Source organism: Moraxella bovis (assembly GCF_025985205.1).
GTDB classification, from domain to species: domain Bacteria; phylum Pseudomonadota; class Gammaproteobacteria; order Pseudomonadales; family Moraxellaceae; genus Moraxella; species Moraxella bovis.
On record NZ_CP087840.1, the window covers coordinates 1,119,388 to 1,135,594 of the forward strand.

The 16,207-nt window shown below is 39.3% G+C and carries 12 protein-coding genes and 1 pseudogene; all 13 read left to right on the forward strand.

Features of this window, described 5'->3' with window-relative positions; genetic code table 11:
* Positions 1–484 precede the first annotated feature (484 nt).
* The 13 genes and pseudogenes from LP107_RS05480 (at position 485) to LP107_RS05540 (ending at position 16,197) form a co-directional block, all read left to right on the forward strand.
* Positions 485–706 (forward strand): hypothetical protein, encoded by a 222-nt coding sequence (locus LP107_RS05480; protein ID WP_147287379.1) that lies wholly within the window; start codon positions 485–487, stop codon positions 704–706.
* A gap of 40 nt (positions 707–746) precedes the next feature.
* Positions 747–2,045, forward strand: coding sequence for a transglycosylase SLT domain-containing protein (locus LP107_RS05485; RefSeq protein ID WP_112742387.1), 1,299 nt, complete (start codon positions 747–749; stop codon positions 2,043–2,045).
* Positions 2,046–2,401: 356 nt separating this feature from the next.
* On the forward strand, positions 2,402–3,616 hold the full coding sequence (locus tag LP107_RS05490) for a NarK family nitrate/nitrite MFS transporter (protein WP_112742386.1): 1,215 nt from the start codon (positions 2,402–2,404) through the stop codon (positions 3,614–3,616).
* A pseudogene (gene narH, locus LP107_RS05495) lies at positions 3,546–4,706 on the forward strand (nitrate reductase subunit beta); the annotation flags it as partial. The gene LP107_RS05490 and the pseudogene narH, both read left to right, overlap by 71 nt.
* Before the next feature lie 11 nt (positions 4,707–4,717).
* A complete protein-coding gene (gene narJ, locus LP107_RS05500) occupies positions 4,718–5,515 on the forward strand; it encodes a nitrate reductase molybdenum cofactor assembly chaperone (RefSeq protein WP_112742385.1) in 798 nt (265 codons plus the stop codon).
* Positions 5,512–6,237 carry a respiratory nitrate reductase subunit gamma gene (gene narI / locus LP107_RS05505; RefSeq protein ID WP_078274566.1) on the forward strand — a complete coding sequence of 242 codons (726 nt, stop codon included), beginning with the start codon at positions 5,512–5,514 and terminating at the stop codon, positions 6,235–6,237. Before narJ ends, narI begins: the two co-directional genes overlap by 4 nt.
* A gap of 267 nt (positions 6,238–6,504) precedes the next feature.
* Complete coding sequence (locus tag LP107_RS05510; protein ID WP_078274567.1) at positions 6,505–8,304, forward strand: IucA/IucC family protein; 1,800 nt, start codon at positions 6,505–6,507, stop codon at positions 8,302–8,304.
* Positions 8,297–9,577: a lysine N(6)-hydroxylase/L-ornithine N(5)-oxygenase family protein gene (locus LP107_RS05515; RefSeq protein ID WP_078274568.1), complete on the forward strand. Its 1,281-nt coding sequence runs from the start codon at positions 8,297–8,299 to the stop codon at positions 9,575–9,577. The genes LP107_RS05510 and LP107_RS05515 overlap by 8 nt, the downstream gene beginning before the upstream one ends.
* A gap of 13 nt (positions 9,578–9,590) precedes the next feature.
* On the forward strand, positions 9,591–11,387 hold the full coding sequence (locus tag LP107_RS05520) for an IucA/IucC family protein (RefSeq protein WP_078274569.1): 1,797 nt from the start codon (positions 9,591–9,593) through the stop codon (positions 11,385–11,387).
* Between the two features lie 183 nt (positions 11,388–11,570).
* Positions 11,571–12,173 (forward strand): GNAT family N-acetyltransferase, encoded by a 603-nt coding sequence (locus tag LP107_RS05525; RefSeq protein WP_112742829.1) that lies wholly within the window; start codon positions 11,571–11,573, stop codon positions 12,171–12,173.
* Between the two features lie 4 nt (positions 12,174–12,177).
* Positions 12,178–12,576: a hypothetical protein gene (locus tag LP107_RS05530; protein WP_112742384.1), complete on the forward strand. Its 399-nt coding sequence runs from the start codon at positions 12,178–12,180 to the stop codon at positions 12,574–12,576.
* Entirely contained in the window at positions 12,576–13,826 is a 1,251-nt protein-coding gene (locus tag LP107_RS05535; RefSeq protein ID WP_112742383.1) for an MFS transporter, read from the forward strand. The genes LP107_RS05530 and LP107_RS05535 overlap by 1 nt, the downstream gene beginning before the upstream one ends.
* A 34-nt stretch (positions 13,827–13,860) precedes the next feature.
* The gene (locus tag LP107_RS05540) at positions 13,861–16,197 is read left to right on the forward strand and encodes a TonB-dependent receptor (RefSeq protein WP_112742382.1); all 2,337 of its coding nucleotides are present in this window, start codon (positions 13,861–13,863) and stop codon (positions 16,195–16,197) included.
* Positions 16,198–16,207: the final 10 nt, after the last annotated feature.

The window sequence follows — 16,207 nt, forward strand, 5'->3', positions numbered from 1 at the left end:
CACTTGAAAAACATAACAATAATCAAAAATCATTATCATTTAATGAATATGAACAATTGTTTTATAATTTTTAATTAAAATTCTAAAAAGCAAAACATGAATTTTTTGACTGTTTTATGATATAATCTGATGAAAAGCATTGATTTTTATTGAAATTTTAAAAATGACTTATTAGTTTATACATTAGTATTGCAATTTTCATTTTTAAAAAATTATCAAGAAACGATTTTACAATAATGATGGTTTTTGTGAATATTTGCTACTTTATGCTATTTATCTATAAATTAATACCGTCTATCGTCAGTTTACAATGTAATGATTGACCATTTAGCCAAATCGCCTATATTAAAACTAAGTTTTTTATTCTAACCTTAATTTACTTTTTGCTTAATCATGGCATATATGTCATTATCATCATATTGGCATTATTGATGGTTGAGCCACTGCGAAGAAACTGCCAAATTTTAGTTAAACCGTTTGGTTGTTGCGTGATGATGTCCCCTATGATGATTGGCTAAACTTGTCATTATGGGTAAATCCAAGCCACAGGCTTGATGGCGATATCATCATGATTTATCTGTCTTATCCATTGATGTCAAGTAACCCTAAGCGTAATGGCTTAGAAGTGCTTGAAGACCCATCATGGATGACATGGATATCTAACACAGCAATCGCACCACATATTATTGCATTGTGTTATTTATGATGTAAATCGTGCGGTGTTTACGGTAAGATAGGAGAATATTATGCAAATCATTCGCACCAATAATCACCGATTTTATTATTCATTTTATGCCAATAACCCAGCAATATTAGACAATAATAACACCAATCCAAATTTTAAAGCGACAACATTTAAGCCATTTATCATTCAAAAATCTGCCCTATGCTTATCGGAGCTTAACGAACAAACCAAAAAAAGTCTTTTTGGTAAATTTGCCCAACGACTAAATACCCCAAACAAACCCGTGGCAACGCTTGCCAAATGGGTGCTGTGTCTTGGCACGGTGTCACTGCTTTCTTTGCCCGTCAAGGGTTTTTTGACGCCAAGCATGGATTCTACGCCATCATCTGCCATGTCTGCATTAGATGGTGTAAAACAAAAGGGTGAGATTGTCATCGCCACGACCAAGGGTGACAGCACGGTGTTCAACCATGGCGACATTCAGCATGGTTTTGGTCATGACATTGCCGACCGCTATGCCGATAGACTTGGCGTTAGTCTAAATCTTAAAGTCTATGACACCGAGCAAGAAGCTCTAAACGCCTTTAAAGCAGGCGATGTCGATGGACTGCTTGGCGAGAGTCACGAAGGCATGGCGAGCGTGCCATTGGCGTGTAATGATGACACAGCAAAAAAAGTCTCAGGGTATGGTCTTAATGCCAGTACGTCGCTCATGTTTCATACCAAGGATAACAGCCTGGTACAGCATGCCAAAAATTTTTTATGCAGTCCTGATGAGCTGGCAATCACAGGCTCTACGGCACGTTTTTATGATCAAACGTTGTTGGCAAATGAGTACAGTGATAAGCATTTTAAAAGAGCGTTAAAACAGCGTTTACCGTTGTATGAAAATGCCTTTAAACGTGGGGCAAAAGCTCATAACCACGACTGGCAAGTTCTGGCGGTCATCAGCTATCAAGAATCGCACCTTGACCCTAATGCCATCTCACGCACAGGTGTTGAGGGGCTCATGATGCTAACCCAAGACACCGCCAAAGCAATGGGCGTAAAAAACCGTACCGATGCTGTCCAAAGTATCCAAGGCGGTGCCAAATACCTGGAAGTGCTAGAAAAGCTCTATACAGATGTACCAGATTCGGAGCGTTTGTGGTTTGTACTGGCGTCTTATAACATGGGACCTAATGCCGTCAAACGCATTCAGAGTGAGCTAAACGCCAAAGGGCGAGATGGTAATAGTTGGGCAGAGGTTTATGGTTATCTGGCTCGCAATGCCAGTAAAAATGGGCGATATGTACAGTGCATGCACTATGTATCAAACATTCGTGCGTATCTTGAAAGTATCAAAACCATGCAAGTTTGATTGATGGTAAAGATGCCATTTGGTGATATTAGGGCGTCCCTACCATTTACGCCCTAATTATTAGAAAATTATTTTTTTAGATTGCAGGAGTGAATTGCAATCTGCCTTTGATAAATCAATTGCTTGTATAAGTTGAAAATAGGGCTAAAAAGCCTGATAAAAGGTGTTTTGAGTGTGTCTAACACGATCAGCATACGCCCTAGACAGCCCAAGTGGCTGTCATTTTTATGCCCATGTCCCAACCTACCCCTAAAGTAGCATCCGCCCCCTACCTTATTCATCATTAGGATAAGCGAAAAGTTGCCCAATTCCCCTTAAAATAACCCCAAATCTTAAAATTTCCCTAAGGGGGCAACATGAGTGCAAAAAATGAACTAAAAGGCGGGGGCGTGATTCACGACTGGCGACCCGAAGATGATGAGTTTTGGGAAAATGGCGGTAAACAGACCGCCAGTCGCAACCTATGGATTTCTATTCCTGCTCTACTGCTAGGCTTTGCGGTGTGGGTGATTTGGTCGGTGGTGGTCGTGCGTATGCCTGACGCTGGCTTTAATTTTACCAAAGACCAGCTGTTTTGGCTTACTGCCTTACCTGCCTTATCAGGGGCGACTTTGCGGATTTTTTATTCGTTTATGGTGCCTGTGTTTGGCGGTCGGCGGTGGACGGCTCTATCCACGGCAAGTCTGCTGATTCCCATGCTGTGGATGGGCTTTGCTCTACAAAACCCCAATACGCCATTTAGCGTCTTTGTCATCATCGCCCTGCTTTGTGGATTGGGTGGGGGCAACTTTTCGTCTAGCATGTCCAACATCTCGTTTTTTTATCCCAAATCCAAGCAAGGCACGGCTTTGGGGCTAAATGCAGGGCTTGGCAATCTAGGCGTATCTACCGTGCAGTTTGTCGTGCCTGCGGTCATCGGCTTGTCAATCATCGGCACAGGCGTTACGCTCGACAACGGCAAGAGCCTATATCTACACAACGCCGCCTTTGTGTGGGTGCCGTTTATTGCACTTATGGCGATACTGGCGTGGTTTTTTATGAATGACTTATCGTCCGCCAAAGCGTCTTTTAAAGACCAGTCCATCATTTTCAAACGCTATCACAACTGGGTCATGTGTATCCTATATCTTGGCACGTTTGGCTCGTTCATCGGCTTTTCGGCGGCGTTCCCCATGCTTATCAAGCAGTCTTTTGCTGATGTTGATCCGCTAAGAGTCGCTTTTCTTGGACCTTTGGTTGGGGCGATGTTTCGTCCTGTTGGGGGTTGGCTCGCTGACAAGATGGGCGGAGCTAGGGTTACGTTTTTTAACTTCATTGTTATGGCGGCAGCGACCATTGGCGTGATTGTCTTTTTGCCAAAAAATGGCACAGGCGGTAGTTTTGCAGGGTATTTTGCGTGCTTTATGGTGCTGTTTATTACCACAGGTATCGGCAATGGCTCAACGTTTCGTATGATTCCTGTCATCTTTCGCACCCTACACGAACGCAAAAACTCGCCCGACCTTGTCAATGTCCAAGCGTATCCAAAAAATCGAATGGGGACCAAACTGGGAAGAAATCCTAGGCTCTGAATTTGCCAAACGCCGTGCCGATAAGAACTTTGACCAAGTCCAAGCCGACATTTATGGTGAGTACGAAAACACCTTTATGATGTACTTACCACGCTTGTGCGAGCATTGCTTAAACGCAACGTGTGTGGCGTCGTGTCCATCGGGAGCGATTTATAAGCGTGAAGAAGATGGCATTGTGCTTATCGACCAAGACAAATGCCGTGGCTGGCGTATGTGTATCTCGGGCTGTCCTTATAAGAAGATTTATTATAACTGGAAATCAGGCAAATCCGAAAAATGTATTTTCTGCTATCCACGCATTGAGTCAGGTCAGCCAACCATCTGTTCTGAGACGTGTGTGGGGCGTATTCGCTATCTTGGCGTGCTTTTGTATGATGCCGACAAAATCAAAGAAGCCGCCAGCACCCCGAACGAAAAAGATTTGTACAAAGCCCAGCTTGATGTGTTCTTAGACCCCAATGACCCTGCCGTCATTGAGCAAGCTCTAAAAGACGGCGTGCCGATGAGTGTGATTGAGTCCGCCCAAAAATCGCCTGTCTATAAACTGGCGATGGACTGGCAACTTGCCCTGCCTTTACACCCAGAATATCGCACCTTGCCAATGGTATGGTATGTGCCACCGCTATCGCCAATCCAAAATGCCGCCGAAGCGGGCAAAGTAGGCATGGACGGACTTATCCCTGATGTGGACAGCCTACGTATCCCTGTCAAATACCTTGCCAATATGCTGACCGCTGGCGATGAAGCACCTGTCAAACTTGCCCTAAAACGCCTGCTTGCCATGCGTTCTTATAAGCGTATGCAACTTGTCGATAAGGTTGAAAGCCAAGCGGTGCTTGATGACGTGGGCTTGACCAAACACCAAGTTGAAGAGATGTACCGCTATTTGGCAATCGCCAACTACGAAGACCGCTTTGTCATTCCGACCGCTCACCGTGAAGAAGCGTTGTCTGATGCCTTTGCCGACAAAAACGGCTGTGGCTTTAGCTTTGGTAATGGCTGTACAGGCGGTAATGACGTCAGTATGTTCGGTCAGCGTAAGTCCAATCGCCGTGAGATGATTGAGACCGTGCAGACGTGGGATAACTGATGGGGGCTAGTATGAATCATCTTGATTTTAAATTATTAAAAGTGATAAGCCTGCTGATGGATTATCCGTCTGATGAGCTGTTTGCCGATGATACACTAGATGCGTGTAAAGACATCGTAGCAACATCAAAGTTCATCAGCCCCGAGGTTCGCCAAGAGATTAACGCCTTTGTTGACGAGTTATCAAGCAAAGGCTCGATTGAAGCTCAGTCGGTGTATGACAGTCTGTTTGAGCGTGGGCGTTCGTTGTCGCTTTGGCTGTTTGAACACGTGCATGGCGAGAGCCGAGACCGTGGGCAAGCGATGGTGGATTTGATGGGACAGTACGAAGAGGCGGGCTTTGCCATTGATGTCAAAGAGTTGCCCGACTATTTGCCCATGTATTTAGAATTTTTGTCTTATAAGGCAAGCTTTGCAGATGATGTTGAGATTCGCATGGACATTGCCGATGTTAGCCACATCATCGCTCTACTGGGGGCGAGACTGGTGGACAAGGGCAGTAGCTATGCTGGGCTGTTTAAGGCGTTATTGCAAATTGCAGGCAAGCCTTTGACCGTCATTGATGAAGAGCTTGCCAAGATGGGCAAAGACAAGGTGGATGATACGACTTTTGATGCCATTGACAAAGAATGGGAAGAAGAAGCCGTGGACTTTTTGGCAGCAAAGCAAGAAGAACGCTGTCCGTCAAGCCAAACCGACATTCGCATTGCCGAGACCTTGGCAAGACAAGCCCAAAACGAGAGCGAAATCCCTGTGCATTGGGTGGATTTTAAAACCAATAAAACTGTTAACGAAGGAGTGTCGTCATGATAGCAAAAGCAACAGCAATCACAGCAGTAACCCCCGAAAACTGGATACATATATTTTTGTACGGCATTTACCCTTACATCGCCTTGACAGTATGTATTTTGGGCTGCTGGGCAAGATTTGACCTATCGCAGTATACATGGCGTGCAGGGTCAAGCCAAATGCTAAACGATAAAGGCATGAGACTTGGCAGTAACCTATTTCACATCGGTATCATTGTGGTACTGCTTGGGCATTTCTTTGGTATGCTAACCCCGCACTTTGTCTATGAACGCTTTATCTCGGCGGCGGACAAACAGCTTGTGGCAGTCATTGTCGGTGGTATTGCAGGCGTGATGTGCCTTGTGGGACTACTGATTCTTATGTGGCGACGTTTTACCGACCCACGTGTGAGCCATACATCCACGTTTAGCGATAAGATGCTACTTGTCATCATTTTGGTGCAATTGTTGATGGGTCTTGCGACCATTTGGCACTATCCTGACCATAAAGACGGTGCGTTAATGCTGTCATTGGCAGGCTGGGCACAGGATTTGGCGATATTGCGTCCGATGAGTGCTGCCGCTCGTGTGGTGGATGCAGGGCTGATTTATAAGCTACACATGTTCTTAGGAACCACGCTTATTCTGCTTGTGCCGTTTACTCGTCTGATTCACATCATCTCAGCACCGATTTGGTATTTGGGCAGACGTTATCAGATTGTCCGTCAAAAGACATCGCAGTAAGCACTTGTTTAAAAAACCATTTTTTCGGTTTTGCCACAAACATCGCCCTAGTATTTGTGGTTTTTTTATTTTATAATTTATTGATTTTTATAATAATTTAAAAAATTAATTCTAAAACTGTGCGATATTCATAAGTCTAATATAGAGTGTTTAGACCGAATTTGGAGAGACTTAACGGTGAAATTAACATGAAATTTGATAAAATATATTGACAATAATAATAATTATTATTATAATTATCAATTATAGTACGAGGAGCTTTGTTTTATGTCTAACAAACAAAGAGATATTGAGCGATTATCAATACAAAATCTTATAAACGCCTACTGTATTGAAACCAGTCGCTTTAAAATTTTACAATCAAGCGAGCAAAGCGACATTTGTCGAGGATGTTGTGAGGGGCACTCTGCCCTGTCTTTGTTTTTAGAACCCTTAAAAGTCCGCATAGTTGTTCCATTGCTATTTGTCAGTGTGCTAGGACATCATCAAATTTTTGATAAAATATATATTGAACAAGCTGATGGTTTTGTAGAGACTAACTCTTTAATGCTGGCAAATTTATTGTTACAAGATATGCTATATTGGCATTCAGATAAAGAAAGTATAAACATCAACAGTGTGTTGTCAAGATGGATGGATAGTTCAGAAAAATTGCAGATAATTCTTGATAGTCGACAACAAAAAATTGACAGCATATTTAAAAGAAAAAAACTTAATTTTGTTGATACGGAGCAAGCTCTATTCTGTGGGCATACCATGCATCCTACTCCGAAAAACAGAATTGGTTTTGATAATGTGCAATGGAAAAATTTTTCACCAGAAACTAATGGTTGCTTTAAGTTGCATTATTGGTTGGTTGAATCAAGTATTTACGTTGAAGAGTCAGAGAGTGGTCTGATATTAGAAAGGATAAAAAGTGATATTTTAAATGAAATTAAAATTCAAAAAGAATATGAATCAGAAGGTTATAATAACTTTAGGTTGATTATACTACATCCTTGGCAGGCGAAATATTTACAACAAAAAGATATTTATAAAAAATTATTAACAGAAGAAAAATTAATAGATTTAGGTCAAATGGGAGATGATTATTATGCCACCACATCAGTTCGTACGGTTGTAAACTTAAATAGGGAGTGGATGTTTAAATTATCTTTATCTGTTGCAATCACAAATTCAGTACGCATAAATTTACCGAAAGAAGGTCGTAGAGGTTTGTTGGCTAATAAAATTTGGCACAGTCAGTTTGGAGAAAATATAAAAAATTCATACCCAATGTTTGATGTTGTTAATGATCCTGCTTGGAATGGGGTAATTGTAGATGGAAAAATTATAAATGAAACCATTTGCATTATTAGAAATAATCCTTTTAATGAAGAAGGTAACATTACAAATTTGGCAACGTTATGTCAAGATCATCCATTCCAAAAGAAAAATCGCCTATATCACATTATCAAAAATATTAGAGGTAGTCAAAAAGAATTTGGTGTCTGTTTAAGAGAAATTAGTCAAAAATGGTTTGAAGAATTTTTGAAAATTTCACTAATTCCCATGATTGATATGTATCATAATTATGGTATGGTTTTTGAGGCTCATCAACAGAATTGTCTCATAGAAATAAGAGATAATTTCCCTTATAAATTTTGGGTAAGAGATAATCAAAGCTTTGGATATGTTACTGATTATGCAGATGAATTGATAGATGAGTATACAGATCTTATTGCTAGAGCAAAGTGTGTTGTTTCTATTGATTTTGCTAATAGTCGATTTATATATTATTTTATTGGAAATACGGTTTTTTCGCTAATTAGCAGTATTGCAAAAACTGGATTTTCAACAGAAGAAAATCTTCTCAATATACTACGGGAGTATATTGAGAATCTGTTGAAAAAGTATCCAAATAGTAAGCTACTAAATACTCTGTTGTTTAGTAATCAATTACCCTACAAAGGAAATTTGTTGACTCGCTTACACGATTTGGATGAACTGGTTGCACCAGTAGAGACCCAATCTATTTATGTAAAGATAAAGAATCCTATAAAGCACAAAGAGGTAAACCATGTTTGATATCATAGGTATTGGTATAGGGCCATTTAACTTAAGCTTGGCAAGTTTGCTAAACCATAAAGATTGTCATTTAAAAACAGTATTTTTCGATAAAAAAGAAAAATTCATATGGCATCAAGGAATGTTAATGCCTGATACCACACTACAAGTTCCGTTTTTAGCTGATTTGGTAACAATGGTAGACCCAACAAACAAGTACAGTTTTCTTAATTACTTGCAAGAAAAACAAAGGTTGTTTCAATTTTACTTTAAAGAGTCTTTTTTCCTACCAAGAATTGAGTATAATAGCTATTGCCAATGGGTATGCAGTCAATTAGAAAATTTAAATTTTGGCTGTTTAGTAAAACAGATTCTTCCTATTAATAAAGGATTTAATGTTATTGTTGAATGTAATGGGAAAATTAAAAATTATGAGTGTAAAAATTTAGTTATTGGCATAGGAACTTCTCCAAATATTCCCGATTGTACAAAAAATATTGTGAAAAATTTAGAAAATCAGTGCTTCCATTCATCGGATTTTATGAAAAATTTTGATGAATTTTTAAAGAAGAAAAAATCCGATATTATCTTGGTTGGTTCTGGACAATCAGCTGGCGAGATTTTTTATAAATTAATTCAAAATGATTTTAATAATATTCATTGGGTTACTGATGATGAGGGATTTTTTCCCATGGAGTATACGCCATTAGCTTTAGAGCATTTTAGCCCAGACTATATGGATTTTTTTTACAGCCTATCAGAAGAAGCAAGAAAAAATTTATTGAAAAAACAAGATTTTTTATATAAAGGAATTAATTCAAACTTACTAAAAAATATTTACAGCATGCTTTATCAAAAAATAATTTTGAATAATGAAAAATCAATAAAATTAAATTCAAATTTAAAACTAATACAAACTTGTCAGAATCAAGGCAAGATTTGTTGTGATTTTGTACATAATTATACAAATACTTCGTCAAAAATAAGTGCTGATTATGTTATTTTGGCTACTGGATATCAGCAAGCGTCACTGGATTTTATGTCAGAATTAGATCCTTGTATCAAAAAACAACCTTGTGGTAGTTATGATATTGATCGAAATTATGAGGTAAATTACCAACACCCTAATGGTATGGGGAGGATTTTTGTGCAGAATATGGGACTTTGTACTCATGGAGTTGGGACGCCAGATTTAGGATTGAGCGCTCATCGCTCAGCAACCATAATCAATCGGATTTTGGATAAAGAGTTTTATAAGCTAAGTAGAAACAATATTTTATCAAATTTTTCATAGATGAGGTTTTGCAATGAATACATCCAATGCTTATCATTTAAATATAGAGTTGTCGCAATTAAAAAGCGCTGGCCAGTCTTTGATGAAGATTGCTATATCTGAGCTGCTTTACGAAGAAATTATTAGACCAACAAAAGTGGAATATTTGCCAGAAAACAAGCAAAGAATGTTATTTGTTTTTGATAAAATTAATTTGGAAGTAATTATCAAACCAAAGAAATTTGGTGGCTTTATCGTCTACTCTATTAATGACAAAAAAACAGGTGATTCTTTTTATAATCTAACTGATTTTTTTGTTGAGTTGTGTGAAAGTCTGAATATGGATAATGGCACAAAAGCTTATATGGTAAAGGAAATTAATCATACTTGGTTGGCGGAGGCTCATTTATACACAAAGCATAGCTTAACAAGTGAAGCGTTATCAAATCTTAGTGGGTCAGTTGTTGACTCGGCTTTACGTGGACATCCTTGGATTGTTATGGGGAAAGGTCGCCTCGGTTTTGGCTATGAAGATTATAAACAGTATGTTCCAGAGGTTGCTATTGCAAGAAAACTTCCTTGGTTTGCTGTTCACAAAAGTCTTGCGGTACTCTCATTAATTCAAGGGCTGACTTGTGATTGCATTTATAAAAAGACGTTGGGGGAAGGTCAGTATAAATCTTTTAAAAACATTTTGATGAATAAAGGATTGGACAGTCAAGAATATTTATTTTTACCAATACATCCTTGGCAATGGTCAAATTGGATTAGCTTAAATTATGCACTTGAAATCTCTGAACAAAAATTACTGTTTTTAGAAATGTCTAAGCATGAGTATTTACCTTTACAGTCTATTCGAACTTTTTCAGATATGACTGATAAAACAGCATATCACATTAAACTACCACTTAGTATTTTAAATACAGCAGTATATCGTGGCTTGCCAAACAAGCGTAATTTTTTTGCTCCGCAAATCAGTGAATGGCTGTTGAGAATACTTAAAAACGACCAACAATTGCAAGAAACCGGTGTTGTTCTATTGGGAGAGTTAGCAACAGTTACTGTAAAACAGCCCGCCTTTGATAAATTAAGCTCTCCACCTTATCAATTTACGGAATTACTGGGTTGTTTGTGGCGAGATAGTGTTGAAAATTACATCACTGATAATCAAAAAGTGATCTCTCAAGCTGCACTTATTCATAAAGATAGACATGATGATTTTTTGTTGCCACATTTAATCCATCGGTCGGGTCTTACGGTTGTTGAGTGGCTAAAAAAATTCTTTAAAGTTTGTGTAACACCATTATTGTATTGGTTGTATCGTTATGGAATTGTATTTTCGCCACATGGAGAAAATAGTCTATTGATACATGAGAATGGCATACCGATAAAAATGGTTTTAAAGGATTTTGTGGATGATATTAATTTAGTTGATGACACTTTTTTTGAACAAGAGCCTAAACCAAAAGAGGTGGGTATTTTATTAAAACACTCCCCAAAAGATTTGAGTCATTTTATTTTCACTGGGCTTTTTGTTGTGCATTATCGCTATATTTTTGATGTATTACATCAATATTATAATATATCTGAATTTGAATTTTGGAATGAGTTATCAAAGATTGTTGATGAATTTCACCATCAACATCCAGAGCTAAATGAGAGGATTGCTTTATTTGATTTAAAAAGACCAAAATTTGAAAAGGTGTGTCTAAATCGTGTTCGCTTTTTTACAAGAGGTTATCAAGATAACGCCAACCGTCCAGAACCCGTGGTTTGCGAACCAATTTGCAATCCAATATCACCACAGTTTCTAAGGTGTGTTGAACATTGATAACATTATTTGTAAAAACGATGAAAATTTTAACGCTTTTATTGGTTTTTGCATGAAAAACGTGCGATTTTTCTCATTTTTCATTGCAAATACCAATATTCAACACACCCTAATGAGAGAATAGAAATGCTAGAAATCTATACCGATTCTTTTAATCAAGATCAATGCAGTAAAATCAATCGATTGCCAACTTTATCTCAGGGGCTGCCAAACAACTACATTTACAGAGAAAATGGGGTTGAATTTGGGTTGGTGCAAATACGCTACCCTGAACATATTGAATTGTTACATCGTTGGATGAATATGCCCCATGTTATCCCTCAATGGCAACTCAATAAATCATTGTCTGAGCTGTCTGTTTATTTTGAAAAAATGTTGGCTGATGATCACCAGCGTTTGTATTTGGTTAGTATTAATGGCGAATGGGTTGGTTACGCCGAAGTTTATGAAGGGGCAAGGGATAGACTATCAGGTTATTATACGGCTGACAAAAATGATTTGGGTTGGCATTTGTTACTAGCAGAGGTACAGGCTGTTGGCAAAGGGTACTTGCGTGCCATCATGCGTCTACTAAGCTTTTTTATTTTTGAACATTCACCTGCTAAAAAAATTGTGGGTGAACCTGATGCAAGTGTAAAACCCTATGAGGTAGTCGCTCAAGAATTAAACTATATGCCCCAATATCAAATTGTAATGCCTGAAAAAACTGCAATGTTATATTTTTGTGACAAAGAAGGGTTTTATTGTAAGTTTGCCCATTATTTAAATGCCAGCATTAAAGAGTGATGTTATGCCTATTTTTCTAAATGCTATTCAGAACCCAAATAGCTCCTTACCTGTATTTTTACTCGATTTTTCAGGCGAGATTAGTCAAGATGCATTTGATGATTGGTTGATTGCTATGAGTGATTTGTTAGCCAGTGAGCAGAGTTTTGCCTTGATTTACCATAGTCGGACAGGGTTGACACTCCCTGATAACTACCGCCAGACTGAGGCGGTTTGGTACAAGACGCACAAAGAATCGTTCTTTAAATATTGCAAGGGATTAGTTAGAATTGTTGATGATGAGACTCAAAGACAAGCCTTAGACAGTCCTGCTTTTCATAAAGCATGGCGAGTGCCTTATGCGGTGGTGTTATCACTGACTGAAGCCAAAGCATGGATAAACACTAAAATAGGGGCGGTCTGATGATTGTCTCACAACAAAAAAATCGCCATCTTTTGACGATGGTGGCACTGTTATATGTTGCCCATGCCTTGCCTTTGTATTTTTTTAATGTGGCATTGCCTGCCATTTTAAGACATCAAGGCGTTGATATTAGGGTGATTGGCATGCTTTCACTTTTATATTTGCCGTGGGCGTTTAAATTTCTGTGGGCAAGTTATGTGGACAATTATTATTGTGCCAAAATTGGCAAACGCAAAACTTGGTTATTTTTTACTCAAATTATCGTGGTAGTCGGGCTGTTTGGGCTTGGCTTTTTACAGTTTTCTGAGATTGTATTATTTCTGAGCATAAGTTTTTTGGTGTCTTTGGCAAGTGCCACCCAAGATATCGCTATTGATGGCTATACAGTGGAACAATTTGATAAGTCATCCTTTGGGCTGGCAAGTGCCATGCAAAGTTTTGGAGTGGCGTTTGGTAGTATGGTAGGCGGTGCTGGCACACTGTGGCTATATCAGAGATTTGATTGGCAAATGGCGACAATCAGTTTGGCAACAACTGTTTTGCTTATTTCGTGTTCACTATCGTTCTTAAAAGATCAAGACAATCCCAAACATGCTACCAATCTTTCCAGAGCAAGTCTTATTAGGCTTATCAAACGCCCGCAAACCAAATGGTTACTAGCTTTGATTGTGGTGTTTCGCTTTGTGGAAGCTCCGATGATGGCAATGCTAAATCCAATGCTTGTGGATTTTGGTTTTTCACTGTCTCAGATTGGGCTTTTGTTTTCGGTATTTGGAGCGATTGTTGGGATTGGTTCAGCACTTTTGGCAGGGGTATTAATCAAATATATCGACATTGTACGTTGTCTTATATTATTCGGATGGCTAAGAACGGCAGTTTATGCTTTGTTGTGTCTAGGATTGCTATATCCTTTATTGGGTGATTTTTTACCTGCGGTAGGTTTATTAAAAACAGGGTTTATGAGCTTGATGGCAATTAGTGTTTTGCTAATTTTATCTGTTCGCTATTTAACAATGACTGCCTTATATGCTCTGTTTATGAATGCTGCCAATCCCGACCAAGCTGGCACGGACTTTACTTTGTTTGTGTGCGTGGAGTTGCTTGTGTATTTTATCGGCGGGGCGATGAGTGGATTTTTAGTACATCAGTTTGGCTATGACAAGCTATTTTTATGGCTTGCGATTGGTTCTGGGGTGTCAATGCTTATTTTGCCGACATTGATAAAAAAATTTTCCGTAACAGACTGTTAAAATTTTACTTTTCCATAAGCATAAGGAGTAATTTATGCGTCATTCCCACTATTCTCAATGGTTATCTTTGCCTTTACTAAGTGTGGCAGTAACTCAGCAGTTGTACGCTCAACCCAATGAGTCATTACCAACGGTTGAATTAGAGCCTGTGGTTATTACCATTGATAAGAGCGGTATGGCACTTGCCAATCGTATCACGCAAATGCCCCATACCACCAAAGTTATTTATGAAGAGCAAATTCAAGAGCAAGCAACAGGCTCTCGACAGCTTGCCGATGTAATGGCACAGCTCATTCCAAGTTTGGGGGTAAGTAGTGGCACCACCAGTAACTTTGGGCAAACCATGCACGGTCGTCAAGTGCAATTTTTGTTAAATGGCGTGCCTTTGACAGGTTCGCGAGACATCTCTCGACAGCTTAATAGTATCAACCCCAGTCAAGTGGCTAGAATTGAAGTTTTATCAGGAGCAACCAGTATTTATGGGTCTGGGGCAACAGGCGGTTTGATTAATATCGTTACTAAGTCGGATTTGGAAGAGGAGCAATTTGAAACCCGCATCGGTGTACATGGTAGTAAATTATCCAGTGAAGGTATCGGTTATCAGGTAGGTCAGAGTATCGCAGGTGTCAGCGAAAATGGCAATGTCCTTGCACGACTTGATGTCGACTATCGTACCACAGGAGGGGCATTTGATGCTAACGGTAAACGCATTGCTCCTGAGCCTGCCCAAACCGATAAACAAGACAGCAAAAGTCTAAGTATTAATGCAAATGTTGATTGGCAAATCGGTGATAAACAAAACATCAATTTAGCATTGACACATTATAACGACAAACAAGATACCGATTATGCACCTGATTATGGTAATCGCCTTGCGGTGTTGTTTGGAGAAAAGCCTTCATTAAATGCCATCAAAGGCTTATCATTATCAGAACAGCCAAAAACCACCAAAAGCACCTTTAATATCAACTATCATCATGATGATTTGTGGGGTAACACCATCAATACCAATGCTTATTATCGTAAAGAAGAAGGGCGATTTTACCCCTTTGTTGCCCCGTTTTCGACCGCCAAAGCCCTGCCTATTTTACAAAGCATGAATTTGCCACCCGCCACTTTGGATGCTTATACTAAGGCCCTACAAGCTCGCGCGTATGGGGTGTTACAATCTGAATCTAAGGCAGAGGTACTAGGAGCAAGATTGGCTTTGCAACGTAAATTTGACCTTACTCAAAAGCCTGTGCTACTTAGTTATGGAATTGACTATGAGCAAGAAAAAGACCGCCAAGGGGCAACAGGTTATGATTTAACCACCTTTATGCAAAGCAACGGCTTAGAGTTTAAAGATGCTGGCAACCGTTACACTTATGGGCCTGACACCACCTTAAAAACCTATGGTGTTTTTGCTAATGCCAATATTGCTTTAACAGATGATTTAAAAATATCAGCAGGCGTGCGACATCAACGTATAGACAGCAAAACAGACGATTTTGTGCCACCCAGTGAGTCGCTATTGGCTGATTTATTAATCCAAAACAAAGTGCCGTATCAAGCAGGGGTTGTCAATTCTGGCAAAGTAAAGCATCACAAAACTTTGTTTAATCTTGGGGCAAATTATCAATTAACGCCAAATCACAGTATTTTTGCCAATTTTGGGCAGGGATATAGTTTGCCTGACCTGCAAAGGGTGCTACGAGATGTTGGGGCAGGTTTTGTGGTTAATTCTGATAATGTCGAGCCAATCACGGTCAATAGTTATGATGCAGGGTGGGTAGGAGTATTTGGGGGTAGCCGTGCCAAGTTGACAGGTTTTTATAATACATCAGATAAAGTAACCCAGTTTTTAAAAGATTATAGCGTGGTGGTTGCTGATACTGATGAGCGTATTTATGGGGCGGAGTTTGAATTAAATCACAAGATTAATGATAACTGGGCTGTCGGTGGTAGCATTGCCTATACACGAGGTCAATACAAAGATGCAGGTGGTCAGTACAGAGAGCTTGGGGCGTTTCGTATCAGTCCTACCAAAGCCACCACTTTTGCTCAATACACCACACCAAGTGAACATAAATTACGCTTACAATTGCTTGCTATTGGAGGTACAGACAATGCCTATCAAGACAGCTTGATTGCTACAACCAATCAAAACGTCCGCAAAACCCCAGAGACTAGAATTTCAGGCTATGTTGTGGCGGATTTATTGGGTGAGATCAAACTGCCCAAGGGTCAGCTAAATTTTGGGGTTTATAATTTGATGGATGCCGATTATAAGAGCGTATTTAGTCAAGCTGCCAAAGCAACTTATGGTGAATTATCCAGCTTGTCTGCACAGGGGAGAAGTTACGGGATAAGTTATACCTTAAATTATTAATTAGCATTAT